This is a genomic window from Microbacterium sp. Leaf288, assembly GCF_001422925.1.
Taxonomy (GTDB): Bacteria; Actinomycetota; Actinomycetes; order Actinomycetales; family Microbacteriaceae; genus Microbacterium.
The window spans coordinates 1-24,978 of the sequence record NZ_LMNI01000010.1; the positions used below are offsets into that span (position 1 = coordinate 1).

Genomic DNA, 24,978 nt, shown 5'->3' on the forward strand with positions numbered 1-24,978 from the left:
GGGGGGACCCTGTGGGAGAGTAGGACACCGCCGGACACCCATTCACGGAATGGCCACCCACACGGGTGGCCATTCCGCGTTAACACGATGGATTGCCGACGCAGAACGGATCCAGGAGGATCGAAGAATGCCAGAGCAGGAGCCGCGCGACGATCGCCGCGCGCCGCGCGAACGATCCGCCGGGAAGTCTTCGTCGGCCGGTGCTGACCGCAAGCCTTATGCGAGCCGCGATGGAGATCGGAAGCCCTACGCCAAGCGCGACGGCGACCGGAAGCCATACGCGAGCCGCGACGGTGACCGCAAGCCGTACGCCAAGCGCGACGGCGACCGCAAGCCGTACGAGAAGCGCGACGGCGACCGTCCCTACGCGAAGCGCGACGGCGATCACAAGCCGTACGCGAAGCGCGACGGCGATCACAAGCCGTACGCGAAGCGCGACGGCGATCACAAGCCGTATGCCAAGCGCGACGGCGATCACAAGCCGTACGCCAAGCGCGACGGCGACCGTCCCTACGAGAAGCGCGACGGCGACCGTCCCTACGAGAAGCGCGACGGCGATCGTCCCTACGCGAAGCGCGACGGCGACCGTCCCTACGCGCAGCGTGACGGCGACCGCAAGCCGTACGCGAAGCGCGATGGCGACCGTCCCTACGTGAAGCGCGATGGCGACCGTCCCTACGCGAAGCGTGACGGCGACCGCAAGCCGTACGAGAAGCGTGACGGCGACCGTCCCTACGTGAAGCGTGACGGTGACCGTCCCTATGCGAAGCGTGACGGTGACCGCAAGCCGTACGAGAAGCGTGACGGCGACCGCAAGCCGTACGAGAAGCGTGACGGCGACCGTCCCTATGCGAAGCGTGACGGTGACCGTCCGTACGCGAAGCGCGACGGCGACCGCAAGCCCTACGAGAAGCGCGACGGCGACCGCAAGCCCTACGAGAAGCGCGACGGCGACCGCAAGCCTTACGAGAAGCGTGACGGCGACCGTCCCTACGTGAAGCGTGACGGCGACCACAAGCCGTACGAGCGCTCTGCGCGCCCGACGCGCGGGGGAGCGAACCGCCCCGACCGCGCCGTCCGCGAGGGCGAGATCCGTGCTGTACGCCCCCGACACGACGACCCGGTCATCCCCGAGGATGTCACCGGCCGCGACCTGCCGCCGGCTGCACGCAACGAGCTGAAGACCCTCAGCAAGGAGAACGCCGAGGAGGTCGCGCGTCATCTCGTGATGGCATCGGAGCTGATCGACGAGGACCCGGCGCTGGCACACCAGCACGCGCTGTCGGCATCCCGTCGCGCCGGCCGCATCGCCGTCGTCCGCGAGACGCTCGCCATCACCGCCTATGCGACCGGCGACTTCGCGCTCGCCCTGCGCGAACTGCGCACCTACCGGCGGATCTCGGGTCGCGACGACCAGATCGCCCTGATGGTCGACAGCGAGCGGGGCGTCGGACGCGCCGATCGCGCGCTCGAGGTCGGTCGCGCCGTCGACCGCTCCACGCTCGACACGCCGGTGCGCGTCGAACTGGCGATCGCGATGTCGGGTGCCCGTCTCGACCTCGGCGAGCCCGAGCGCGCGCTGCAGGAACTCGACATCCCCGAACTCGATCCCGATCGCGCGTTCGAGTGGAGCCCTGCGTTGTTCGCCGCCCGTGCCGCCGTGCTCGAGGAGCTCGGCCGCACGGACGAGGCCGCGCAGTGGCAGCGTCGCGCGGTGATCGCGGCAGACGCGATCGACGCGGCATCGGGTCTCGGCGACCTCGAGACCGTCTTCGTCGAGGAGGTCATCGAGGAGGACGTCGAGTCCGAGGCTGAGGACGAGGCTGAGACCGAGCAGGACACGTCCGAGGATCTCGGCGAGCCCGAGCCCGAGCCCGAGCCCGAGCCCGAGCCCGAGCCCGAGCCCGAGGCCGAGCCCGAGCCCGAGGCCGAGGCCGAGTCCGTCGACGAGCCCGAACCCGCTGCCGAGGAGCAGGAGGAGATCTCCGTCGCCGACGAGGTCGCCGAGATCCTCGTGGAGGCGGGGGTCGACGACGCGACCGGCGACGGCGAGGCCGACCGCTGATGGCGCTCTTCGGGCGGCGGGCAGCGACGCCCGCCCCGCTGGACGGCGTGGACGTCGTGCTGGCCGACCTGGATGGAGTCGTCTATGCGGGTGCCGGCGCCCTGCCGCACGCGGTGGACAGCCTCAACCGCGCCCGCGATGGCCGCTCTCTCGCGTACATCACGAACAACGCTGCGCGCACGGATGCCTCGGTCGCGGCGCATCTGAGCGAGCTCGGGCTCGCGACGACGCCGCGTGACGTCGTCACCAGCCCGCAGGCCGCGATGCGGCTGCTCGCGGAGAAGATCGCGCCCGGATCCACGGTCCTCGTCGTCGGAGGCGATGGCCTCGTCGTCGAGGTCGAGAAGGCCGGGTTCGTCGTGACCCGGAGCGCCGATGACGCGCCGTCGGCGGTCGTGCAGGGATTCGCTCCCGAGGTCGGCTGGACTCAGCTTGCTGAGGCGGCCTTCGCGCTCAAGACGCCCGAGGAAGACGGCGGCATTCCGTGGGTGGCCACCAACACGGACTGGACGATCCCGCAGTCTCGCGGCATCGCGCCCGGCAACGGCACGCTGGTCTCCGCCGTGCACACGGCAGTCGGCCGACTCGCGACCGTCGCCGGCAAGCCCGAAGTGCCGATCTTCGAGGAGGCCGTCGCGCGGTTCGAGGCGCAGCATCCGTTGTTCCTGGGCGACCGTCTCGATACCGACATCCTCGGCGCCAACCGTGCCGGCATCCCGTCTGCTCTGGTGCTCACGGGTGTGGATCGTCCGAAGCACGTCCTGGCGGCGCCCGAGAACTCGCGTCCGACCTACATCCTGGGGGACCTCCGCGAGCTCCACGAGCCCTACCCCGAGGTGCAGGTGAAAGACGGCGTCACGACCGTGCGAGACGCGCGCGTCGCGATCGACGGCGCCGACATCCGCATCCTGAGCGAGGGCGCCCCGGTCGACCTCGTGCGCGCGGGCGCGGCAGCGATCTGGTCGACCGGACGCGCGATCTTCGGCTTCCGCGTGCCCGAGCGCCTCTACGCGGATCCGTTCCACCGCCCCTGATCCTCGCCGCGGAAAGGCGGGGAGTGTCGGGCGACCCCCGTATTCTGGGGGACATGGATCGAGTCGATGCGCATGATGACGAGCACGGCGATCTGCTGTCGACCCTCGAGGTGATCGAGGCGCAGCCGCTGGCCACGCGTGCCGAGGCGTACGACGCGCTGCACGACGCGCTCGCCCGTCGCCTCGAGGCGACCCCCGGCACCTCGTCATGACGAGCCGCCTCGACGCCGCTCTCGCCGCCCGGGGCCTCGCGCGCTCCCGCACCCACGCCGCGACGCTCATCGCCGATGGGCTCGTGACGGTCGACGGCCGTCCCGTGGTGAAGTCCTCCACCCCCGTCGGCGACGAGAGCCTCATCGAGGTGGCGGTCTCCGACCATTACGTCAGCCGCGCGGCGCACAAGCTCATCGCCGGCCTCGACGCCTTCGAGGTCGACGTCCATGGCCGCGTCGCGCTCGACATGGGCGCATCCACCGGCGGCTTCACCCAGGTGTTGCGCGAGCGCGGCGCCGAGCCGGTGATCGCCGTCGATGTCGGTCACGGGCAGCTCGCAGCATCCGTCGCCGCCGATACCGGTGTGGTCGCGGTCGAAGGGTTCAACGTCCGCTACATGACCCCCGACTCGCTCGCCGAGGCGAGCGGCCTCTCCGAGGCACCCGCGGTGATCACGGGCGACCTGTCGTTCATCTCGCTCACCCATGTTCTTCCCGCGGCGCGGGCGGTCGCAGCATCCGATGCCGATCTCGTGCTCCTGATCAAGCCGCAGTTCGAGGTCGGGCGCACGGCGGTCAAGGGAGGCCTCGTGACCAACCCCGTGCTGCGCGCCGACGCGGTCGCGCGCGTGCTGTGGGCGGCGTGGGACGCGGGCCTCGGCACGTGCGGGTTCGTATCCTCCCCGATCGCGGGGACCCACGGCAATTCCGAGTTCATCGCACACCTCGCGCCGGGTCGGGGGAGCAATCCGACAGAATGGTTGAGCACTGTGAACCGACTGGCGGGGAGCCGATGAACGACGCCGACACCGAGGCCCAGCGCAGCATCCTCGTGGTGGCGCACGCCCACCGCGCCGACACCGTGGCTGCCGCGGAGCGGGTCGTCGCCGCGCTGCGCGCCGCCGGCGCCCGTCCCGTCCTCGCCCTCGACGACGGCGAAGACCTCGTGCAGGCGGGGCCTTCGCTGGCCGACGTCGCGGTGCTGGGCATCGATGTGCCGGTGACCGAGATCGAACTCGCGATCGTCCTCGGTGGCGACGGAACGATCCTGCGAGCTGCCGAACTCGTGCGCGACGGCAGTGCGCCGGTCCTCGGCATCAACATGGGCCACGTCGGCTTCCTCGCCGAGATCGAGCGCGACGACATGGATGAAGCCGTCCGCCGCGTCATCGCGCGCGAGTACGAGGTCGAGGACCGCATGGCGCTCCAGGTGCGGGTGAAAGACACCGCCGACTCCGTCATCTACGAGACGTGGGCGCTCAACGAAGCGACCGTCGAGAAGGCCAGCCGTGAGCGCCTGCTCGAGGTCGTCGTCGAGATCGACGGCCGTCCGCTGTCGACGTTCGGCTGTGACGGCATGGTCGTCTCGACGCCCACCGGGTCGACCGCCTACAACTTCTCCGCCGGCGGGCCGGTGATCTGGCCGACGGTCGAGGCGATCGCTGTGGTGCCGCTGTCGGCCCACGCTCTCTTCGCCAAGCCCCTGGTGGTCGGCCCTGAGCACTCCGTGGCCATCGAGGTGCTCGAGCGCACCAACGGCACCGGCATCCTGTGGTGTGACGGGCGCCGCTCGCACGACCTGCCGCCTGGCGCGCGCGTCGTGGTGCGGCGGTCCGATCGCCCGGTGCGCCTCGCGCGCCTGCACCCCGCCCAGTTCACCGATCGTCTGGTGCGCAAGTTCCGCCTCCCCGTCGAGGGCTGGCGCGGTCCGGCCGCGATCACGGGCGTCATGCCGACCCAGAGGCCGGCGAAGGATGCCGCGACCGCCGTCGACGTCGAGATCGACGTGGTCGGCAGCGAGGTGGCCCCGTGATCGAGGAGATGCGCCTGCGCGACCTCGGTGTGATCGCCGAGGCGACGCTGCCGATCGGTGCCGGCTTCACCGCGATCACCGGTGAGACCGGTGCCGGCAAGACGATGGTCGTGACGGGACTCGGGCTGTTGCTCGGCCAGCGCGCCGACTCCGGCGCCGTGCGCGCGGGAGCCGCACAGGCGACGGTGGACGGCGTGTGGATCGTCCCCGAGGACGGACCGGTGGCCGCGCGCGTACGCGAGGCCGGTGGCGATGTCGAGCCCATCGGCGGTGGTCGTGCCGAGCTGTACATCGGGCGGTCGATCTCGAGCGAGGGCCGTGGGCGGGCGTCCGTCGGCGGCCGCGCCGCACCGGCAGGAGTGCTCGCCGACCTCGCCGACGAGCTGGTGGTCGTGCACGGGCAGTCCGATCAGCTGCGACTGCGATCCGCGGCCGCACAGCGTGACGCGCTGGATCGGTTCGGCGGCGAGGCCGTCCACACCGCACGCGACGCGTACCGCCGCGCGTTCGAGCACTGGCGTGCGATCGACCGCGAGCTGTCGCAGCTCACCGACGACCGCGACGCGCGGGCCCGCGAGGCCGAAGCCCTGCGAAACCAGCTCGCCGAGATCGAGCAGGCGGCGCCCGAATCCGGCGAGGACGCCGAGCTGGCGACGCGCGCGGAGCGCCTGGCGAACGCCGAGGAGCTCCGGCTCGCCGCCGCGACCGCGCATGACGGGCTCTCGGGCGAGGGCGACGAACCCGATGCCGGGGCGCTGCTCGCCGAGGCGCGTCGCGCCCTCGAGCGCGTGCACGACCCCGTGCTGGCCGAGCTCGGCGGGCAGCTTGCCGACGTCGGCTACCGGGTCGCCGATATCGCCGCGGCCCTGGCGGGCTACCTCGCCGACCTCGACGAGTCGGGGCCGCATGAACTCGCCGCGGTCGAAGAGCGCCGCGCCGTGCTCGCCGGCCTCGTCCGCGCGCACGGCACGCTCGACGCCGCCATCGAGCTGCTCGACACCGGCTCTTCGCGCTTGGCTGAGCTCGACGACGATTCCGATCGCATCGACCGGCTGACGGCGGAACGGGATGCCGCGGCATCCGTCCTCGACGAGACCGCGGGTGTGCTCACTGAGGCGCGCACCGAGGCAGCCGCGCGGCTGGGCGCCGCCGTGAGCACCGAGCTGCGCGCGCTCGCGATGCCCGACGCGCGCCTCGAGGTCGCCGTCACGGCGGGCACCGAGTCCGCGTCGGGGCGCGACGACGTCGCCATCCTGCTGGCACCGCACCCGGGCGCCGAGCCGCGGGCCGTCTCGCGCGGCGCGAGCGGCGGTGAGCTCAGCCGCGTCATGCTCGCGATCGAGGTCGTCATCGCCACCGTCGACCCCGTCCCGACTTTCGTGTTCGACGAAGTCGATGCCGGCATCGGCGGAGCCGCCGCGATCGAGGTGGGCCGGCGCCTCGCGCGCCTGTCGGAGTCGTCGCAGGTGATCGCGGTCACCCACCTCGCGCAGGTCGCGGCGTTCGCCGCGAACCACCTCACGGTGGTGAAGGCGAACGACGGCTCGGTCACGGCATCCGATGTCCGTCGCCTGGACGGCGCCGACCGCGAGGCCGAGATGGCGCGTCTGCTGTCGGGCATGCCCGACTCGGACGCCGCCCTCACCCACGCACGCGAGCTGCTCAGCCTTCGCACCGAAGTCGACTGAGTCCGCGGCCTCCGCGTGTCCTCAGCTTCTGCGAAGCTCATCGAAACACTGCCTGATAGGATAAAAGCCCGTGATGCAGACTTCTGATTCTTTCCGCGGCGACACTTCGAACGACACCACCAAGCACATCTTCGTGACCGGTGGTGTCGTTTCCTCGTTGGGCAAGGGTCTCACCGCGGCCAGCCTCGGAAACCTCCTCACCGCGCGCGGTCTGCGTGTCGTGATGCAGAAGCTCGACCCGTATCTGAACGTCGACCCGGGCACGATGAACCCGTTCCAGCACGGCGAGGTCTTCGTGACCGACGACGGCGCCGAGACCGACCTCGACATCGGGCACTACGAGCGGTTCCTCGACATCGAGCTGAGCCAGGCGGCCAACGTGACCACCGGCCAGATCTACTCGCAGGTCATCGCGAAGGAGCGCCGGGGCGAGTACCTCGGCGACACCGTGCAGGTGATCCCGCACATCACCGACGAGATCAAGCGCCGCATGCGCCTCCAGGCCGACGAGACGCCCCAGCCCGACGTGATCATCACCGAGATCGGCGGCACGGTCGGCGACATCGAGTCGCAGCCGTTCATCGAGTCGGCGCGTCAGATCCGCCACGAGCTCGGCCGCAACAACGTCTTCTTCGTGCACGTGTCGCTCGTGCCCTTCATGGGCGCGTCGGGGGAGCAGAAGACCAAGCCCACCCAGCACTCCGTCGCGACGCTGCGCTCGATCGGCATCCAGCCCGATGCGCTGGTGCTGCGCAGCGACCGTCCCGTCACCGAGGCGAACAAGCGCAAGATCGCGCTCATGTGCGACGTCGACGAGGGCGCCGTCGTGAACGCGGTCGACGTGCCGAGCATCTACGACATCCCCTCGATGCTCAACGAGCAGGGCCTCGACGAGTACATCGTCCGCGCGCTCGGCCTGTCGAAGGCCGCCGACGTCGACTGGTCGCGCTGGCAGCGCGTGCTGAACGCCGTGCACAACCCCAAGCACGAGGTCACGATCGGCCTGGTGGGCAAGTACATCGACCTGCCGGACGCCTACCTCTCGGTCACCGAGGCGCTCAAGGCGGGCGGGTTCGCGCAGGAGACGCACGTCAACATCCGCTGGATCCCCTCCGACGAGTGCGAGACGCCCGAGGGCGCCGCCAAGGCGCTCGGTCCGCTCGACGGCATCGTGATCCCCGGCGGCTTCGGCATCCGCGGCATCGAGGGCAAGATCGGGGCGCTCAAGTTCGCGCGCGAGCAGGGCATCCCGACGCTCGGCATCTGCCTCGGTCTGCAGTGCATCGTCATCGAGTACGCCCGTCACGTCGCCGGGATCGAGGATGCCTCGTCGAGCGAGTTCGACCCCGACACGCAGCATCCCGTCATCGCGACGATGGAGGAGCAGGTCGACATCCTCGACCACGGCGACCTGGGCGGCACGATGCGTCTCGGCCTGTACCCGGCCGACCTCGCGGAGGGGTCGATCGCGGCCGAGGTGTACGGCGCGGAGCGTGCGTCGGAGCGCCACCGCCACCGCTACGAGGTGAACAACCGCTACCGTGACCAGATCGCCGAGGCCGGTCTCGTCTTCTCGGGCATCAATCCTGACCTGAACCTCGTCGAGTACGTCGAGCTGCCGCGCGATGTGCACCCGTACTACATCGCGACGCAGGCGCACCCCGAGCTGCGCTCGCGGCCGACGGACGCCAACCCGCTCTTCCGCGGTCTCGTCGGCGCGGCGCTCGAGCGGCACCGCTCGAGCGAGCTGTTCGAGGTCGAGAACGACTGACGTGGCGGAGGAACTCCTCGCCGACGAGCCGGTCGACGCCACCATCCTCGACAGCGATCTGGTCTACGAGGGCCGGGTGTGGGACGTGCGCAGCGACACCGTGGCGTATGGCGACGGGCAGATCGTGCGCCAGTACGTCGATCATCCCGGTGCGGCGGCGGTCGTGGCGGTGGACGACGAGGGGCGGGTGCTGCTGATCCAGCAGTACCGGCACCCGATCCGCCACCGCGACTGGGAGATCCCGGCCGGGCTGCTCGACATGGCCGGCGAGACGCCGCTCGAGACCGCCCGACGTGAGCTTGCCGAGGAGGTCGACCTCGTCGCATCGTCGTGGGAGCCGCTCGTGAGCATCTTCACCACGCCCGGCGGAAACGACGAGATCGTCCACCTGTTCCTCGCGCGCGGCCTCACCCCCGCGAGCGAGGTGCACGCGCGGGAGGACGAGGAGGCCGACATCCGCCTCGAGTGGCTGCCGCTCGCCGACGCCGTCGCAGGAGTCCTCGCGGGGCGGCTGCGCAACGGCATCCTCGCGGTGGGTCTGCTCGCCGCGGCCGAGCGTCTGCGCCAGGCCGACACCACGGGAGCCTGACGAACCCTCCGGAGTTCGCCGACGGGCCGGCCGGACGTGAGACCCTCGTGGCAGGAGGCGCCTGACATGCAGATCGATCGAGCGATGGACTCGTACCTGCGCCACGTCGCGATCGAGCGCGGCCTGTCGGAGAACACCGTTGCGGCGTACCGGCGCGACCTCGCCGGCTATGCCGACTGGCTGCGCGAACAGCACATCGACGACACCGCCGCGGTCACCTCGGTGACTCTGGCGAGCTTCATCGCCGACCGCGCCGCGACCCAGCCGCCGATGGCTGCATCGTCGCTGGCGCGGCTGCAGTCCTCGGTGCGCGGGCTCCACCGCTTCCTCGCCCGCGAGGGCATCGAGCCGGCCGACCCGTCCTCGAACCTGCGCCCGCCGAAGCAGCCACGACGGCTGCCCAAGGCGCTCACGATCGAGCAGGTGGAGAGCCTGCTGGATGCCTCGGGGCCCGCGCCGGCGACCGAGGCCGACGCGTCCGGGAGCGGGGGAGCAGCGGCGGGCGATCTGCTCGGCATGCGCGACCGTGCGCTGCTCGAGCTGCTGTACGCCACCGGTGCGCGCGTGTCGGAGATCGTGCAGCTCGACGTGGACGATGCGGCGCACGGCGACGTGCTGCGTGTGCGGGGCAAAGGATCGAAGGAGCGCATCGTGCCGGTCGGATCGTACGCGCGCGCCGCCGTCGACGCCTACCTCACGCGCGCGCGGCCCGAGCTCTCGCACCGTGGCCGGTCGACGCCGAAGCTCTTCCTCGGCGCGCGGGGGGCGCCGCTGTCGCGGCAGAGCGCCTGGCTGATCATCCAGTCGGCAGCCGAGCGCGCCCACCTCACCGCGCATGTGTCGCCCCACACCCTGCGGCACTCGTTCGCGACCCACCTCCTGCAGGGCGGCGCCGACGTGCGCGTCGTCCAGGAGCTGCTGGGCCACGCCTCCGTCGCGACCACCCAGATCTACACCTACGTGTCGGTCGACGCGCTGCGCGACGTGTACGCCACCTCGCATCCGCGCGCGCGGTGACGCCGCTGCGCCGCCTCAGCGAATCAGCGCGTGAACGGCGATTTTGCACGGCCGAAAGCCGTGCGGGCCTGACGCCCTGTGGCGGAGAATGGGCGCATGACCGACGTCGCCGCGCGTGCGGCATCCGGAGTACCTGAGGTCGAGGCATCAACGCACCCGACAGCGTGTCCGTCGACGGCGCTGGCGGTGTTCTGGATCGTCGCGGGGCTCGCCGGCTGGGTCGTCTCGTTCCTGCTCTACCTCGAGTACATCGGCCAGCTCGCGGGAACGGCGCCGCTCATCTCGTGCCAGGTGAGCCCGATCGTCACGTGCGGACCCAACCTGCTGTCGCCGGGTGGCAATCTGCTCGGCTTCAGCAACTCGATCATCGGGATCGTGCTGTTCCTCGGCCCCATCTACGCCGGGGTGAGTGCCCTGGCCGCGCCCGGCGGGCTGCGCCGGTGGTACTGGCGCGTCTACTCGCTGTTCCTGCTGGGCGCGGTGGCATTCGTCCACGTCCTCGCGTGGCGCAGCGTCTTCGAGTACGGCTCGCTGTGCCCGTGGTGCATGGTGGTGTGGGTCGTGACGATCCCGCTGTTCTGGTTCACGCTGGGGTGGACCCTCCGCGACGGCGTGTGGGGGCGGATGCCGCAGCTCGGCGCCGCACTCCTGACCTGGGCTCCGCTGATCACCGTGCTGGACTACGCGCTCATCGCGATCGCCGCGCAGGTGCGTCTCGACGTGCTCGGCTCGCTCTGACGGCGGTCGGAGCCGCGCCGTTGCTCGGCCCCGCCCGCCGCGCCGCAGGCGTTCCGGGGCGGGGCGTGACTAGAATCGGTGGACACGAAGCATGTAGGCGGGAGCATTGGTGGCGGGCAAGGCACAGGCGGCGACGAAGGCCGCCACGGGGGACACTCCGATCGGACCCACCGGTCGTCCCTATCAGGGCTTCCCCACCCCGCCGAAGCTCGACGGTCACGGCCCCGCCCGCATCATCGCGCTGTGCAACCAGAAGGGCGGCGTCGGCAAGACGACGACCACCATCAACCTCGCGGCCGCCCTCGCCGGCTACGGCCGCAAGGTGCTCGCGGTCGACTTCGACCCGCAGGGCGCGCTGTCGGCGGGTCTCGGCATCCAGACCCACGACATCCCGACGATCTACGACCTGCTGCTCGACGGAAAGCGCGACCCGCACGAGGTCATCGTGCACACGCGCGTCGACAACCTCGACGTGATCCCGGCGAACATCGACCTCTCGGCGGCCGAGGTGCACCTCGTCAACGAGGTCGCTCGCGAGCAGACCCTGTCGCGGGCGCTGCGCAAGCTCACGGGCGACTACGACGTGATCCTCATCGACTGCCAGCCGTCGCTGGGCCTCCTCACGGTCAACGCCCTCACAGCGAGCCACGGTGTCGTCATCCCGCTCGAGTGCGAGTTCTTCGCCCTCCGCGGCGTCGCGATGCTCATCGAGACGATCGACAAGGTGCGCGACCGCCTCAACCCCACCATCACGCTCGACGGCGTGCTCGCCACGATGTACGACGCGCGCACGCTCCACTCGCGCGAGGTGCTCGAGCGCGTGGTCGACGCCTTCGGCGACGACGTCCTCGAGACCGTGATCGGCCGCACCGTCAAGTTCCCGGATGCCTCCGTCTCGGGCATGCCGATCACCGAGTTCGCGCCGGAGCACGCCGCCGCGCAGGCCTACCTGCGGCTGGCGCGGGAGCTGGTCGCCCGTGGCGCCGTCGCCTGATCAGGATTCCGGGTTCCGGGTCGCGCTCACCAACTTCGACGGACCGTTCGACCTCCTGCTCACCCTGATCTCGAAGCACGAGCTCGACATCACCGAGGTGTCGCTGTCGCTCGTGACCAACGAGTTCATCGCGTACCTCCGCGAGCTGGGTCCGGGCGAAGAGCTGGACGAGGCATCCGAGTTCCTGGTCGTCGCCGCGACCCTGCTCGACATGAAGGTCGCGGGGCTGCTGCCGCAGGGCGAGCTCGTCGACGCCGAGTCGGTCGCGCTGCTCGAGGCGCGGGACCTGCTGTTCGCGCGACTGCTCCAGTACCGCGCGTTCAAAGAGGTGTCGTCCTGGTTCGAGCGGTGCCTGCGCCGTGAGGCGGTGCGCCACACGCGTTCCGTGCGCCTCGACGAGAAGTACCGCAACGCCGTTCCGGAACTCGTGTGGTCGCTCAGCGCCGACGACTTCGCCGCGCTCGCGCTGCTGGCGATGACGCCGAAGGAGATCCCGCGCATCGGGTTCGACCACCTGCACGCGCCGCTGGTGAGCATCCGCGAGCAGGCCGCCATCGTCGTGACCCTGCTGCGCGACACCGGATCCCTGACGTTCCGCGAGCTCATTGCCGGCGTCAGCCAACCGGGTGTGGTGGTCGCCCGATTCCTCTCGGTGCTGGAGCTGTATCGCCACGCCGCCCTGTCCTTCGAACAGCTCGAGCCGCTCGGCGAGCTGACCCTCCGTTGGAGCGCTCAGCGCTGGAGCGACGAGAACCTCGCCACCTTGGGAGCCGACTATGACCGATGATGCTTCGACCGAGGGACCGCCCGTCGTGACGGTGACCGATGTGGCGCGGCGGCTGGAGGCGATCCTGCTGATCGTCGAGGAACCGCAGAGTCTGGTGAGCCTCGCGGCCGCCGTCGGCGCACCGGTGCCCGCGGTGCGCCAGGCGATCGAGACCCTCGTCGACGACTACGACGGCAAGTCCGGTGGGCCGGTGCGCGGGTTCGAACTCCGCGAGGTCGGCGGCGGCTGGCGTCTCTATGTGCGCGAGGAGCTCGACGACCTCGTCAGCGAGTACGTCGGCGGGCAGGCGCCGTCGCGCCTCTCGCAGGCGGCGCTCGAGACCCTCGCGGTCATCGCCTACAAGCAGCCGGTGACCCGCAGCCAGGTCGCGTCCATCCGTGCCGTCAACGTCGACTCGGTCGTGCGCACGCTGCTGGCGCGCGGACTCATCACCGAGCTCTTCGCGGATGCCGAGACCGGCGCGATCAACTACGGCACGACGGATGCGCTGCTCGTGCACCTGGGTGTCAACTCGCTGGACGAACTGCCGCACATCTCGCCGCTGCTGGACGGTGCCGACGAGGTGTCGAGGGCGGACGAAGTCGGCGGCAACCTGGACGAAGGAGTGCGTCGATGACCGGCGGAGCGGAATCCACCGAAGGAGTGCGCCTGCAGAAGGCGCTCGCGAACGCGGGAGTCGCGTCGCGGCGCGTCGCCGAGCAGCTCATCGTCGAGGGGCGCGTGCGCGTGAACGGCGCCGTCGTGACAGAGCTGGGCTCACGCGTCGACCCCGAGAACGACCTGGTCGACGTCGACGGCACGGCTGTCCAGTTCGACCAGTCCAAGCGGTACGTGATGCTCAACAAGCCCACGGGCGTCGTGAGCTCGATGAAGGACGACCGCGGCCGCCCGGACCTCCGCAGCTTCACGAAGGACTGGGAGGAGCGCCTGTACAACGTGGGGCGATTGGATGCCGAGACCAGCGGCCTGCTCGTGCTCACCAACGACGGCGAGCTCGCGCACGTGCTGGCGCACCCGTCGTTCGGCGTCACCAAGGTCTACATCGCCAAGGTCGACGGGCGCGTGACCCCGCAGATCATCCAGCAGCTCCTGCGCGGCGTCGACCTGGAGGACGGCCCGATCGCCGCCGACAAGGCACGGCTGCTGTCGTCCTCGGCCGAGGGCGGTGGCTCGCTCGTCGAGCTCACGCTCCACTCGGGGCGCAACCGCATCGTGCGCCGCATGATGGCCGAGGTCGGGCATCCGGTCGTCGAGCTCGTGCGCCGGCAGTTCGGGCCGCTCCACCTGGGAACGCTGCCAGCCGGGCGCGCCCGGGAGTTGACTAAAGTGGAGCGGGGCGCTCTGCTGACTCTTTCGCGCCAAGCCGCAGGTCAACAGGAGGATTAAGTGACAGCGACCTCCCTTGCTCCGCGCGTGCAGGGCACGGTGCGCATCGTCGGCACCGGCCTCCTCGGCGCGAGCATCGGCCACGCGCTCAGCGCGCGCGGGATCGATGTCGCGCTGGACGACACGTCCCCCGCCCAGCTGCGCCTCGCGATCGACTACGGCGCCGGCCGCCGTGCGGCCGACGACGACGCGCCGTCGCTCGTCGTCGTCGCGGTGCCGCCCGATGTCACGGCCGACGTCATCCAGAGGGAACTCGAACGCCACCCGCACGCCGTCGTGACGGACGTCGCCAGCGTCAAGCTCGAGCCGCTGCGCACCCTGCGCGAGCGCGGTGTGGACCTCACGCACTACATCGGCTCGCACCCCCTGGCCGGACGCGAGCGCGGGGGAGCGATCTCCGCCCGCGCCGACATCTTCGTCGGTCGCCCGTGGGTGGTGTGCCGCGACGAGGAGACGCCGTCGGCCGATCTGGCCCTCGTCGAGGCCCTCGCGCTCGACCTCGGTGCGACGCCGATCGAGATGACGCCCGAGGACCACGACCGCGGCGTCGCGCTCGTCTCGCACGTGCCCCAGCTGGTCGCCAGTCTGCTGGCCGGGCGCTTCGTCGACGCGCCCGACGGCTCGTTGCGGCTCGCGGGTCAGGGCGTGCGCGACACGACCCGCATCGCGGCATCCGCTCCCGAGCTCTGGGTGCAGATCCTCGGCGCGAACGCGGCACCCGTCGTCGACGTGCTCGACCTGATCGCGGCCGACCTCACCGCCGTCGCCGACGCCCTGCGCGAGCCCGACGCCCCGGGTGCGCGCCGTGCCGTCGCGGACACGATCCGGCGCGGCAACGACGGTGTCGAGCGCCTGCCCGGCAAGCACGGCCAGAACCGCCGCTTCGAGCCGGTCGTCGTCATGGTCGACGACACCCCCGGACAGCTCGGACGCCTGTTCGGCGAACTGGGCGACCTCGACGTGAACGTGGAAGACCTGCGCCTGGAGCACTCGCCCGGCGCCCAGTTCGGCCTCGCCGAGATCAGCGTCGTCCCGAGCGCCGTGCGCCGGGCGATCGACGGTCTCGAGTCGCGCGGCTGGAAGATTGCGAGCACCACCAATGACTGACCCCGTGATGACCACGCCGGGGCCGGACCCCGTCGTCGTCGCGATCGACGGACCGGCCGGCAGCGGCAAATCCAGCGTCTCCAAGCAGGTCGCCCGACGTCTCGGCTACGGCTACCTCGACACCGGAGCGGCCTACCGTGCTCTGGCGTGGCACGCGCTCGAGCGCGGCGTCGACACGTCGGATGCGGCATCCGTCCTCGATGTCTCGGGTGACTTCGACTACGCGATCTCGCTCGATCCCGACGCCTACTGGGTGCGCGTGGGGCGGGCCGATGTGACCGACGCGATCCGCGAGCCTCGCGTGTCGGACGCCGTCAGCGGCGTCGCGCGCGTTCCCGCGGTGCGGCAGTCGGTGAACGCGCTGTTCCGTGCGCTCGTGGCCCGCTCCGGGCGCCCGGGTGTCGTCGTCGAAGGGCGCGACATCACGACGGTCGTCGCCCCCGACGCCCCCGTGCGCATCCTCCTCACGGCCGCACCGGAGATCCGCGCCGCCCGCCGCAGCGCGGAACTCGCGACGCAGGATGCCGCGACCGTCGCCGCCGCACTCCACCAGCGCGACGCGTCCGACTCGGCCGTCGTCGACTTCCTCACCGCCGCACCCGGCGTCGAGGTCGTCGACTCGACCCCCCTCGATTTCGACCAGACCGTGGACGCCGTGCTCGGCGTGATCCAGGCCGCGCTGAGCGCGCCGGCGGTCGACCCACTGCAGACAGGAGCCTGAGATGGCCGCTGATGACAATGCCGACTTCGACGAGTTCGAAGCCGGCGACGACAACCTCGCCGAGAACCTCGCGGACCTCGACGACGAGCTCGCCGAGCAACGGGCCGTCGCCCTGCGCGTCGGCCTCGACGACTACGACCTCGACGACGAGGACGCGGCGCTGCTCGCGGGCATCGTCCGGGGCGAGGACGGCATCGAGTTCCTGCCGGCGCTCCCGGTCGTCGCGATCGTGGGTCGCCCGAACGTCGGCAAGTCCGCGCTGGTGAACCGCATCCTCGGCCGGCGCGAGGCCGTCGTCGAGGACACCCCCGGTGTCACGCGCGACCGCGTCACGTACAAGGCCGAGTGGATGGACCGCCGCTTCACGCTCGTCGACACCGGCGGGTGGGAGCCCGACGCCCGTGGCATCGACCGCTCGGTCGCCGCGCAGGCCGAGGTCGCCATCGACCTGTCGGACATCGTGCTCTTCGTCGTCGACGCGATGGTCGGCGCCACCGCGACCGACGAGCACGTCGTGCGACTGCTCCGCAAGGCCAACAAACCCGTCTTCCTCGTCGCCAACAAGATCGACGACGCCCGCCAGGAGCCCGAGGCCGCGGCGCTCTGGAACCTCGGCCTCGACCAGCCGTGGCCGGTCTCTGCCATCCACGGCCGTGGCGTCGCGGACCTCCTCGACGAGGTCGTGAAGGTCATGCCCGACGTGTCGGCCGTGGCCAAGGCCGAGATCGGCGGCCCGCGCCGCGTCGCGATCCTCGGCCGCCCGAACGTCGGCAAGTCGTCGCTGCTCAACAAGGCCGCGGGCGAGGAGCGCGTCGTCGTCAACGAGCTCGCCGGCACCACGCGCGATCCGGTCGACGAGATCGTCGAGCTCGGCGGCAAGCTGTGGCGCTTCGTCGACACGGCCGGAATCCGCCGTCGTGTGCACCTGCAGCAGGGCGCCGACTTCTACGCCTCGCTGCGCACGTCGGCGGCGCTCGAGAAGGCCGAGGTCGCGATCGTCGTGATCGACGTGACCCAGCCGATCAGCGTGCAGGACCTCAACATCATCGACCTCGTCCTCGAGTCGGGCCGTGCGCTCGTGATCGCCTACAACAAGTGGGACCGTCTCAACGACGACGACATGGACGGCCAGGACCGCCGCCGCTACCTCGAGCGCGAGATCGAGCAGGACCTCGCGCACGTCCAGTGGGCGCCCCGCGTCAACATCTCGGCGCGCACCGGTCGCCACCTCGACAAGCTCGTTCCGGCGCTCGAGACGGCCCTCGAGTCGTGGGATCAGCGCATCCCGACGGGCAAGTTCAACGCGTTCCTCACCGAACTCATCGCCGAGCACCCGCACCCGCTGCGCGGGGGAAAGCAGCCGCGCATCCTGTTCGGCACGCAGGCCTCGACGCGCCCGCCGACTTTCGTGCTGTTCACGACAGGCTTCCTCGACCCGGGCTACCGCCGCTTCATCCAGCGGCGCCTGCGCGAGCTGTACGGCTTCGAGGGCTCGCCGATCGTGATCAACATGCGCGTGCGCGAGCGTCGCCAGCGCTGACGGACCTCGACATGGTGGATGCCTCGCCCCGAGGCATCCACCATTTCTTCATGCCTGCTCGCCGTGGCGGTAGAGTGCCGGGCGCACCATCGCGGTCGCATCGGGCTCGGCGAAGCCGAACTGGCGGTACAGGCCGTGCGCATCACCGGTGAACAGCGTCCAGCGCATGTCGGCGCCGGGACCGTCGTCGATCATGAGGCGGATCAGGCGCTTGCCGAGTCCGTGCCCGCGGTGCGCGTCGACGACGAAGACGTCGGCGAGGTAGGCGAAGCCGACGCCGTCCGAGACCGCGCGTGCGAAGCCCACCAGTTCGCCGGTCGGGCGGTGGTAGGCGGCGACCACCCGCCAGGCGTTGTCGAGCTGCGTCTCGACCTGCTCTCGCGTGCGCCAGCCTCCCCAGTACGCCTCGGTCGAAAGCCAGGCCCATACGGCGTCTCGCTGGACGCGGGTCGGGTCGTCGTCGAGTTCGTAATCCATGCACCTCATTGTGGCGAGTCTCCCGGTGACGGCGACGGGGCCGATTCGGCGTTCGCGGCCCGCTCGTGTGACAGGCTGGCTGGGTGACGATCGAGCCTCCCGCCCCCGGTGAGCCGCGCCGTCCGCACGGACCCCGCGACCCCGGGGACGCGTGGGTCGTGGCGCCGACGGGGGAGCGGTACTGGGGCCGGTTCGGGGCCGCAGGCCTCCTCGCGGTCGACGCGGAACGGGGCGTGCTGCTGCAGCACCGCGTCTCGTGGAGCCACTTCGGCGACACCTGGGCACTGCCCGGAGGCGCACAACACGAGGGCGAGTCGGCCTGCGACGGCGCGCTGCGCGAGGCCGCCGAGGAGGCCGGCGTGCCGGATGCCGCGGTGCAGCCCCGAGTACTCAGCGTCTTCGATCTCGGCTACTGGAGCTATACCACCGTCGTGGGCGACGTTGTGGTTCCCTTCGAGCCCACCATCAGCGACCCCGAGAGCCGCGAGCTCGCCTGGGTGCCCGTCGACGAGGTCATCGAGTATCCGCTGCACCCCGGCTTCGCGGCCTCGTGGGAGAAGCTGCGCGGCCTGCTCAGCGTTCGGCCGGCGGTCATCGTCGACATCGCGAACGTCATGGGCTCGGTGCCCGACGGCTGGTGGCGCGACCGCCCGGGCGCGGCTTCCCGCCTGATCGCGCGGATCGCCGACCTCGCCGCGCACGGCGTGCCGGCGTCCGCGCTGGAGCTGCCGGAGCAGACCTGGTACCCGGAGTGGACCGCGGTCGTCGAAGGTCAGGCGCGCGGGGTGGACGGCGCCACGGGCGTCGAGGTGGTGCGGGCCGAGGCATCCGGTGACGACGCCATCGTCGCGTCGGCGCAGCGAGCCGTCGCCGCGGGCCGTGTGGTGACGGTGGTCACGAGCGACCGTGGGCTCTCCGAGCGGGTGAGGGATGCCGGAGCCGCCGTCCGCGGCGTACGCTGGCTGCAGGACCTGCTCGACGCGTGACGCGAGCCACGCGCTCGCCGCGCCGCGGCACCTGCGGTATCGCGGCCGGTCGCGAGGATGCGGTATCTCCGCGGCTGCTCGGAGGCTCTCACATGACGTCAGGGCCGGGACGCCGGAGACGGAGCGCTTCGGACCCTGCGTGGATGCACCATCGGCCCGGCGCGGAGGGACGGGACGTGCCATGGGCGGTGCCGGTAGCAGGAAGCCGAAGCCGGGAGTCGTCGGCGAGTGCGCTCGCGCGGCACTCGCCGTGACCATGGTGCTCCTGCTGTCCGGATGTGCGGCGGACGGCGCCGACTCGGGACCGCAGCCGACCGCCGTGCCCTCCTCGCAGCCGACGACCGGTGGCGGCGATGAGGGAGACGGGGAGGGGGAGCCCGGCTCCGAACCCTCGGCGGAGCCCACGGAAGGCGGCGGCCAGGTCGAGCCCGGCCTGCCGACGGCGGGGCCGACGCCGGAGCCCGGAGCCCCGCCCGGACCCGACGAAGCGGTCGCGCGCTTCCAGGAACGATGCGAGGAGGGCGTCGAGGAGTGGCGCGAGGGGAAGGTGGACTACCCCAGCGAGCTCTCCGTGCCCGTGGAGGGCGCGGTGAACTACAACGCCGCCCTCGACGTCCGTTCCGAGCCGCTGCCGGCCGACGAGGTCGTCGACGTCGGCGACGGGGCCGCGGCCAGCGAGGAAGTTCTGGTGAAGTGCACGGTCGCGGCCAGACTGACCCCCGTCGGCGATGCGCTGAGCGTGGCGGAGGAGCCGACCGAGTCGGTCGGGGGATGGATCGTGCAGGAGTTCAGCCCGAAGGGAGTCGTCGAGTGGTCCTGGACGGTCACCGCTCTGGAGCCGGTCGACCAGCAGCTGCGCCTCGAGCTGCGACCCGCGATCGTCGTGGAAGACGCCGCGGGGGATCCGGGCTACGCCAGTCGCAACCTCGCGTCGTTCACAACCGATGTGACTGTCGAGGCCTCGCTGCTGCACCGCACCGCGTACTGGTTCGAGGTGAACTGGCCGCTCATCGTGATCATCGCGACCGCGATCGGCGCAGGGAGCCTCGCCGTCGTGACGTGGTGGCGCAAGATCCGGCCGCGACGCAAGGCCGGTGTGCGGACGACCGACGGGAGAGCGACATGATCTCCTCCAGCGACCTCGACGCCGGCCGCGCGGCCGTGGCAGACCGGCGCTGGGCGGATGCGCTCGAGTCGCTCGCGCGCGTCGACGCGCGCGACGGCCTCGCGGGATCCGATCTGCAGCTGCTCGCCATCGCCGCACTGCTGCGTGGTGAACCGCGCGCCTCCGACGACGCACTCGCCCGCGCCTACGCGGCGCATCTGAGCGACGAGGACACCGCTGGGGCCGCCCGCGCAGCGGGATGGCTCGCCCTCAACCTGATCGAACAGGGCGACTTCACGAACAGCGTGCTGTGGGCTGCTCGCGCGATGCGGATCGTCGGCGCGATGACCGCACCCGGTTCGCTCGCAGGCTTCGCACGTCTGGCGCCGGCCGTCGGTCAGCTCGGCAGCGGGAACGCGGCGGAGGCGGTACACGCGTTCGAGGAGATCCTCGAGCTCGCAGACCGTGAGGACGACCCCGAGCTCGCGGCCATCGCAGGGCTCGGCCTCGGCAAGTCGCTCATCGAGGCGGGGTCCACAGCGGAGGGCTTCGCGCACCTGGATCGCGCGATGGCCGCGGTCGCCGCAGGCGAGGTCGATCCGCTGCCGACGGGCGTGATCTCGTGCGCCGCAATCTCCGATGCTCTGCTGGCCTTCGACCTGGAACGCGCACGTGCCTGGATGGCGGTGCTCGACCGGTGGTGCAGCGAGCAGCCCCAGCTGGTCGCGTTCACTGGGCAATGCCGCGCGCTCGAAGCTGCGCTCCTCCTCGTGCGCGGGGCGTGGGCCGAGGCGGCCACCGCCGTGGAGCTCGCCCTGTCACGATTCCGCGCGGGCGACTACCGGGCGGTCTGGGGCGCGCCGTATCAGCTCGCCGAGCTGTCGCGCCTCCGCGGCGCATTCCATTCGGCCGAGGAGTCCTACCGGCGGGCGGGGGAATCAGGATGGGAACCGCAGCCCGGTGCGTCCTTGCTGAATCTCGCTCTCGGACGCACCGGGCGCGCTCAGGAGGAGATCCGCCGGAGCGCGGCGGGAGTGGACCCTGTCACCCGCCGGCATCTGCTGCCCGCGCTCATCGAGATCGAAGTCGCTGCCGGCGATTGCGGAGCCGCCCGACGCGCGCTCGAAGAGCTCCGCGATGCGCACCGCGTCATCCTCACGCCGATGCTCGACGCCACCGTGGCGACCGCCGACGCGCGGGTGCTGCTCAGCGAGGGGCGCGCCACGGACGCCGTGGACGCCGCGCGCAGAGCCGTGCGCGCGTGGGAGCAGGTGGGTGCGCCGTACGAAGCCGCGCGCAGCCGCGTGCTCTCGGGGCGCGCGCTCGAGACTCTGGGCCAGGCCACGGCCGCGCAGGCCGAGTTCGAGGCGGCCCGCGCGGCATTCCTGGCGCTCGGCGCAGAACCGGCCGTCGCCGAGCTCGCGCAGATGACGGGCGATCGCCGCACCGGTGTCCTCACACCGCGCGAGCTGGAGGTGCTGCGGCTGGTGTCGACCGGCCTGACGAATCGCGCCATCGGAACGAAGCTGTCCCTCAGCGAGAAGACCGTGGCACGTCACCTGGCCAACATCTTCGGCAAGCTGGACCTGTCGACGAGGGCCGCAGCGACGGCCTACGCCTACGAGAACGGCCTGGTGTGATCCCGTCGCAGCCGCCCGGGCCCGGTCGCCTGCACAGAATGACCCATGCGGGCGGTGGCCCGAAGATGGGCGGTTCGTCCGACGCGGCCTGCGGGGCGTGAGACCTACGGTGGGGCCATGGACGTCCCGCTCATCGCCGGCACGGTCGCGACCGTGGCATTCGCGGTCAGCAACCTGCCGATGCTCGGCAAGGCGCTGCGCACGCGCGATGTCTCGTCGTACAGCGTGTCGAGCCTCGGGATGATCAACGCGGCGAACGTCGTGTACTCGCTGTATGTGTTCAGCCTGCCGATCGGTCCGATCTGGGCGCTGCACACGTTCTACCTGGTCTCGTGCGCCATCATGCTGGTGCTGTGCGTCGGGCAGCGGCGTGCTGCCTCACGCCGGAACCGCCGCGAGGGTGCCGTCACTCCTCGCGGCCGCGGAGCCGGTCGATCTCGCGGCGCTCGCGCTTGGTCGGGCGTCCTGCGCCTCGGTCGCGCTGCGCCATGATCGGCGTGGGATCGCGCGGGGGAGTGCGGTCCTCCATCGCCGTCGCGACCAGCGGTGCGCCGACGCGCTTGGAGATCGGCTGACGCACGACGAGCATGCGGTCGAACCCGTCGATGCGAACCCGCACCTCGTCCCCGGGCTTCACCGCCTGCGCCGCCTTCGCCCGTTCTCCGCCCACGCGCACGTGCCCGGCCCGGCAGGCCGTCGTCGCGGCCGAGCGGGTCTTGTAGATCCGCACGGCCCAGAGCCAGGCGTCGACGCGCACCGACTTGCCGGCCCAGGCTGAGGCATCCGTCATCGTGTCGCCACCGGCGTCTCGACGGCGTTCCGTGCACGCACGCTCACCAGTACGCCCGCCGCGATGAGGCCCTGTCCGAGGCAGTAGGTGAGCATGACGAGCGGGCTCGTCCAGTCGGGCATGGCGTCGGGAGTGAACAGGCGGAACGCCAGCACCGAGTCCGACGTGAGGAAGAAGACTCCGCCCCACACGATGAGCGGATGGCAGCGCGACGCGGCGAAGGCGGTGCCGCCGAGCACCAGTCCGTAGATCGCCACCGCGATGGCGAGCCCGCCGAGGTGCGGCCACAGCACGGCGAGCAGCACCACCCACCACACGGCGTAGACGGCGGCCCAGAGCGGGGCGCGGCGCACGGCGAGCTTCCGCCAGAACAGCCAGATGTAGCAGAGGTGTGCGAGGCCGAAGAAGACCAGCATCATCGGCACCGTCGGCAGCCAGGGGACGAACGTGCCGGCGCCGTCGCCGAGCCACGAGAGCACGAGGGCGACGACGAGCAGCGTGTGGGTGGGCGTCCAGCGGGAGCCCCACGCACCCCACACGACCGCGAGGCCGAGAAGCGGCATCAGGGCGAGCTTGGTGGGCGCGGCGACGGCGTCGGAGCCGACTGCGAGCGCCGCGACGTGGGCGATCGACACCGCGATGTACGGCACGAACCCGATCCAGAGCCGACGCATGATCCTCCTCGAAACGCAGGGCAACCATAATCGTCGCATGACCGATGTGCTGGCTCGGATGGGCCTCGTCCGGATGTCCGCACGCGATACGGGTGCGGCGCACCGCGTGTCGACGCCGCTGGAGCTCTTGTTCGACCTCGTCTTCGTCGTCGCGGTGTCGCAGGCCTCGCAGAACCTGCACCATCTCATCAGCGAGGATCACGTGGGCCAGGGCGTGCTCGCCTACCTGATGGTGTTCTTCGCGATCTGGTGGGCGTGGATGAACTTCACATGGTTCGCCTCGGCGTTCGACACCGACGACTGGCTCTACCGCGTGCTCACGATCCTTCAGATGGGCGGCGTGCTCGTCCTCGCGGCCGGAGTGCACGACGCGATGGTGGAGTTCGATTTCCTCGTGGTGACGTGGGGCTACGTCATCATGCGGCTGGCCATGGTGGCGCAGTGGCTGCGGGCCGCAGCATCCGATCCCGAATCCCGCCGCACCGCGCTGCGCATGGCTCTCGGCGTGACGGTGGTGCAGGTGCTCTGGGTCGCGCGCATCTACCTGCTGGACGATGTCGCGCAGTTCTGGACGTTCTTCGTGCTCGTCGTGCTCGAGCTGCTGGTGCCGGTGTGGGGCGAGGCGTCGGGGCGCACCGCATGGCACCCGCACCACATCGCCGAGCGGTACGGGCTGTTCACGCTGCTGCTGCTCGGCGAGAGCCTCCTCGCCTCGGCGAATGCGATCATCGACGCGCTCGGCGAGGGGGAGCACGTCCCGGAGCTCGTCACGCTCGCGATCTCGGGCATCGTCGTCACCGCCGGCATCTGGTGGGTCTATTTCTCGCGCGAGCAGCAGCACCGGCTGGGAGACCGGAAGTCCGGCTTCCGCTTCGGGTACCTGCACTACGTGATCTTCGCGGCGGTCGGCGCCGTGTCGGCCGGTGTGGAGGTCGAGATCGACGAGATCACCGGCCACACCGAGATTCCGCACGCGATCGCGGGCCTCGCACTGACCCTGCCGATCGCGATCGTGGTGGCGGGGTCGTGGGTCGTGCTGCTGCGCGCGTCGCTGTCGCGGTGGGCATCGGCGGCCGTGCTCGCAGGCGCAGTGCTGATCGCGCTGGCCGGCCTGCTGCCGTCGGGGGAGTACGTCGTCGCCGCTGCGCTCCTGGTGGGCGTCGTCGTCGTGCTCGAGGTCGATCGGGTGCGTCGGGAGCCGACGCCGGTGCACTGACGTCTCGGGCTCACCCCGCGAGGTCGAGCGACACGATCGCGAGGTGCGGCTTCGGCCGTGCCACCTCGCGGAACCCGGCCTCTTCGAACGTCGACAGCACACCATGGAACAGGTCGTTGACGGGGATCTTCTTACCGGCATCGAGGTCGAGCGGATAAGCCTCGATCACCCGCGCTCCGCTCGTGCGCGCGTAGTCGATCGCCGCGTCGAGCAGCTTCGCGTTGAGGCCCTGGTTGCGGTGCTCCTTGCGCACGACGAAGCAGCTCACCGACCACACCGAGTCATCGTCCCAGGGTTCCTGCGTTGCATCCGTGAAGTTGCGCGTGCGGCCGATCCGCACCTGCGTCGTGCGCGGCCCGATCCGCACCCAGCCCGCCGGTTCGCCGTCGACGTACGCGATGAGGGCGGGAGGGGGACCCGCCTCGATCTCGTCGCGCAGCAGAGACTCGCGCTGCTCCTGCGACGTCTTCTGCCACTCGGCGTTCGTGATCATCCACCACTGGCACTGGCAGCCGTGCCCGTCACCTCCGCCGCTCAGGGCGCGCTGCGCGTCGTCGAAGCGATCTGCGGTGGCCGGCTCGATGGTGATGTTCGCCATGTCGCGACGCTAGTGCGCCCCACCGACACC

Annotated in this window: 26 protein-coding genes; 22 read left to right on the plus strand and 4 right to left on the minus strand. The window is 71.0% G+C overall.

The window, feature by feature from the left end:
* Window positions 1-127 precede the first annotated feature (127 nt).
* The 17 genes from ASF40_RS21420 (at window position 128) to der (ending at window position 17,462) form a co-directional block, all read left to right on the plus strand.
* On the plus strand, window positions 128-2,065 hold the full coding sequence (locus ASF40_RS21420) for a hypothetical protein (protein ID WP_056366996.1): 1,938 nt from the start codon (window positions 128-130) through the stop codon (window positions 2,063-2,065).
* Complete coding sequence (locus tag ASF40_RS04165) at window positions 2,065-3,099, plus strand: HAD-IIA family hydrolase (RefSeq protein WP_056366997.1); 1,035 nt, start codon at window positions 2,065-2,067, stop codon at window positions 3,097-3,099. Before ASF40_RS21420 ends, ASF40_RS04165 begins: the two co-directional genes overlap by 1 nt.
* A gap of 53 nt (window positions 3,100-3,152) precedes the next feature.
* Window positions 3,153-3,311 carry a hypothetical protein gene (locus ASF40_RS21330; RefSeq protein WP_200919428.1) on the plus strand — a complete coding sequence of 53 codons (159 nt, stop codon included), beginning with the start codon at window positions 3,153-3,155 and terminating at the stop codon, window positions 3,309-3,311.
* On the plus strand, window positions 3,308-4,108 hold the full coding sequence (locus ASF40_RS04170) for a TlyA family RNA methyltransferase (RefSeq protein ID WP_056366998.1): 801 nt from the start codon (window positions 3,308-3,310) through the stop codon (window positions 4,106-4,108). The genes ASF40_RS21330 and ASF40_RS04170 overlap by 4 nt, the downstream gene beginning before the upstream one ends.
* Window positions 4,105-5,124 (plus strand): NAD kinase, encoded by a 1,020-nt coding sequence (locus ASF40_RS04175; protein WP_056366999.1) that lies wholly within the window; start codon window positions 4,105-4,107, stop codon window positions 5,122-5,124. Before ASF40_RS04170 ends, ASF40_RS04175 begins: the two co-directional genes overlap by 4 nt.
* Window positions 5,121-6,812: a DNA repair protein RecN gene (gene recN / locus ASF40_RS04180; RefSeq protein WP_056367000.1), complete on the plus strand. Its 1,692-nt coding sequence runs from the start codon at window positions 5,121-5,123 to the stop codon at window positions 6,810-6,812. The genes ASF40_RS04175 and recN overlap by 4 nt, the downstream gene beginning before the upstream one ends.
* A gap of 73 nt (window positions 6,813-6,885) precedes the next feature.
* Window positions 6,886-8,583, plus strand: a complete 1,698-nt coding sequence (locus ASF40_RS04185; protein WP_056367001.1) for a CTP synthase — start codon at window positions 6,886-6,888, stop codon at window positions 8,581-8,583.
* Window position 8,584: 1 nt separating this feature from the next.
* Complete coding sequence (locus ASF40_RS04190) at window positions 8,585-9,172, plus strand: NUDIX domain-containing protein (RefSeq protein ID WP_056367002.1); 588 nt, start codon at window positions 8,585-8,587, stop codon at window positions 9,170-9,172.
* Between the two features lie 66 nt (window positions 9,173-9,238).
* Window positions 9,239-10,189 (plus strand): site-specific tyrosine recombinase XerD, encoded by a 951-nt coding sequence (gene xerD, locus ASF40_RS04195; protein ID WP_056367003.1) that lies wholly within the window; start codon window positions 9,239-9,241, stop codon window positions 10,187-10,189.
* 96 nt (window positions 10,190-10,285) lie between these two features.
* On the plus strand, window positions 10,286-10,927 hold the full coding sequence (locus tag ASF40_RS04200) for a vitamin K epoxide reductase family protein (protein ID WP_082496871.1): 642 nt from the start codon (window positions 10,286-10,288) through the stop codon (window positions 10,925-10,927).
* A gap of 109 nt (window positions 10,928-11,036) precedes the next feature.
* On the plus strand, window positions 11,037-11,921 hold the full coding sequence (locus ASF40_RS04205) for a ParA family protein (RefSeq protein ID WP_045299144.1): 885 nt from the start codon (window positions 11,037-11,039) through the stop codon (window positions 11,919-11,921).
* On the plus strand, window positions 11,905-12,708 hold the full coding sequence (locus ASF40_RS04210) for a segregation and condensation protein A (RefSeq protein ID WP_056367004.1): 804 nt from the start codon (window positions 11,905-11,907) through the stop codon (window positions 12,706-12,708). Before ASF40_RS04205 ends, ASF40_RS04210 begins: the two co-directional genes overlap by 17 nt.
* Window positions 12,698-13,324: an SMC-Scp complex subunit ScpB gene (gene scpB, locus ASF40_RS04215; protein WP_056367005.1), complete on the plus strand. Its 627-nt coding sequence runs from the start codon at window positions 12,698-12,700 to the stop codon at window positions 13,322-13,324. Before ASF40_RS04210 ends, scpB begins: the two co-directional genes overlap by 11 nt.
* Window positions 13,321-14,094 carry a pseudouridine synthase gene (locus tag ASF40_RS04220; protein WP_056367006.1) on the plus strand — a complete coding sequence of 258 codons (774 nt, stop codon included), beginning with the start codon at window positions 13,321-13,323 and terminating at the stop codon, window positions 14,092-14,094. The genes scpB and ASF40_RS04220 overlap by 4 nt, the downstream gene beginning before the upstream one ends.
* Entirely contained in the window at window positions 14,095-15,201 is a 1,107-nt protein-coding gene (locus ASF40_RS04225; RefSeq protein ID WP_056367007.1) for a prephenate dehydrogenase, read from the plus strand.
* Window positions 15,194-15,922, plus strand: a complete 729-nt coding sequence (cmk, locus tag ASF40_RS04230) for a (d)CMP kinase (protein ID WP_082496872.1) — start codon at window positions 15,194-15,196, stop codon at window positions 15,920-15,922. Before ASF40_RS04225 ends, cmk begins: the two co-directional genes overlap by 8 nt.
* A gap of 1 nt (window position 15,923) precedes the next feature.
* The gene (der, locus tag ASF40_RS04235; RefSeq protein ID WP_056367009.1) at window positions 15,924-17,462 is read left to right on the plus strand and encodes a ribosome biogenesis GTPase Der; all 1,539 of its coding nucleotides are present in this window, start codon (window positions 15,924-15,926) and stop codon (window positions 17,460-17,462) included.
* A gap of 48 nt (window positions 17,463-17,510) precedes the next feature.
* On the opposite strand, the gene ASF40_RS04240 is transcribed toward der, so the two are convergent.
* Window positions 17,511-17,939: a GNAT family N-acetyltransferase gene (locus tag ASF40_RS04240; RefSeq protein WP_056367010.1), complete on the minus strand. Its 429-nt coding sequence runs from the start codon at window positions 17,937-17,939 to the stop codon at window positions 17,511-17,513.
* An 83-nt stretch (window positions 17,940-18,022) separates the two neighbouring features.
* On the opposite strand from ASF40_RS04240, the gene ASF40_RS04245 reads away from it, so the two are divergent.
* The 4 genes from ASF40_RS04245 to ASF40_RS04260 all read left to right on the plus strand — a co-directional run bounded on the left by ASF40_RS04245 (window position 18,023) and on the right by ASF40_RS04260 (window position 22,162).
* The gene (locus ASF40_RS04245; RefSeq protein ID WP_056367011.1) at window positions 18,023-18,925 is read left to right on the plus strand and encodes an NUDIX domain-containing protein; all 903 of its coding nucleotides are present in this window, start codon (window positions 18,023-18,025) and stop codon (window positions 18,923-18,925) included.
* Between the two features lie 181 nt (window positions 18,926-19,106).
* On the plus strand, window positions 19,107-20,051 hold the full coding sequence (locus tag ASF40_RS21050) for a hypothetical protein (RefSeq protein WP_056367012.1): 945 nt from the start codon (window positions 19,107-19,109) through the stop codon (window positions 20,049-20,051).
* Window positions 20,048-21,670: a LuxR family transcriptional regulator gene (locus ASF40_RS04255; RefSeq protein ID WP_056367013.1), complete on the plus strand. Its 1,623-nt coding sequence runs from the start codon at window positions 20,048-20,050 to the stop codon at window positions 21,668-21,670. The genes ASF40_RS21050 and ASF40_RS04255 overlap by 4 nt, the downstream gene beginning before the upstream one ends.
* A gap of 117 nt (window positions 21,671-21,787) precedes the next feature.
* The gene (locus ASF40_RS04260; protein ID WP_056367014.1) at window positions 21,788-22,162 is read left to right on the plus strand and encodes a hypothetical protein; all 375 of its coding nucleotides are present in this window, start codon (window positions 21,788-21,790) and stop codon (window positions 22,160-22,162) included.
* On the opposite strand, the gene ASF40_RS04265 is transcribed toward ASF40_RS04260, so the two are convergent.
* Both ASF40_RS04265 and ASF40_RS04270 read right to left on the minus strand, forming a co-directional pair.
* Window positions 22,077-22,460: an RNA-binding S4 domain-containing protein gene (locus ASF40_RS04265; protein ID WP_056367015.1), complete on the minus strand. Its 384-nt coding sequence runs from the start codon at window positions 22,458-22,460 to the stop codon at window positions 22,077-22,079. The two genes, ASF40_RS04260 and ASF40_RS04265, sit on opposite strands and share 86 nt — an antisense overlap.
* Window positions 22,457-23,134: a lysoplasmalogenase gene (locus ASF40_RS04270; RefSeq protein WP_056367016.1), complete on the minus strand. Its 678-nt coding sequence runs from the start codon at window positions 23,132-23,134 to the stop codon at window positions 22,457-22,459. Before ASF40_RS04270 ends, ASF40_RS04265 begins: the two co-directional genes overlap by 4 nt.
* A 37-nt stretch (window positions 23,135-23,171) precedes the next feature.
* Here ASF40_RS04270 and ASF40_RS04275 point away from each other — a divergent pair, with 37 nt between their 5' ends.
* The gene (locus ASF40_RS04275; protein ID WP_200919430.1) at window positions 23,172-24,350 is read left to right on the plus strand and encodes a low temperature requirement protein A; all 1,179 of its coding nucleotides are present in this window, start codon (window positions 23,172-23,174) and stop codon (window positions 24,348-24,350) included.
* A 10-nt stretch (window positions 24,351-24,360) separates the two neighbouring features.
* Here the strand turns inward: ASF40_RS04275 and ASF40_RS04280 are convergent, their stop codons facing one another.
* Entirely contained in the window at window positions 24,361-24,948 is a 588-nt protein-coding gene (locus ASF40_RS04280; protein ID WP_056367017.1) for a GNAT family N-acetyltransferase, read from the minus strand.
* Between the last annotated feature and the right edge of the window lie 30 nt (window positions 24,949-24,978).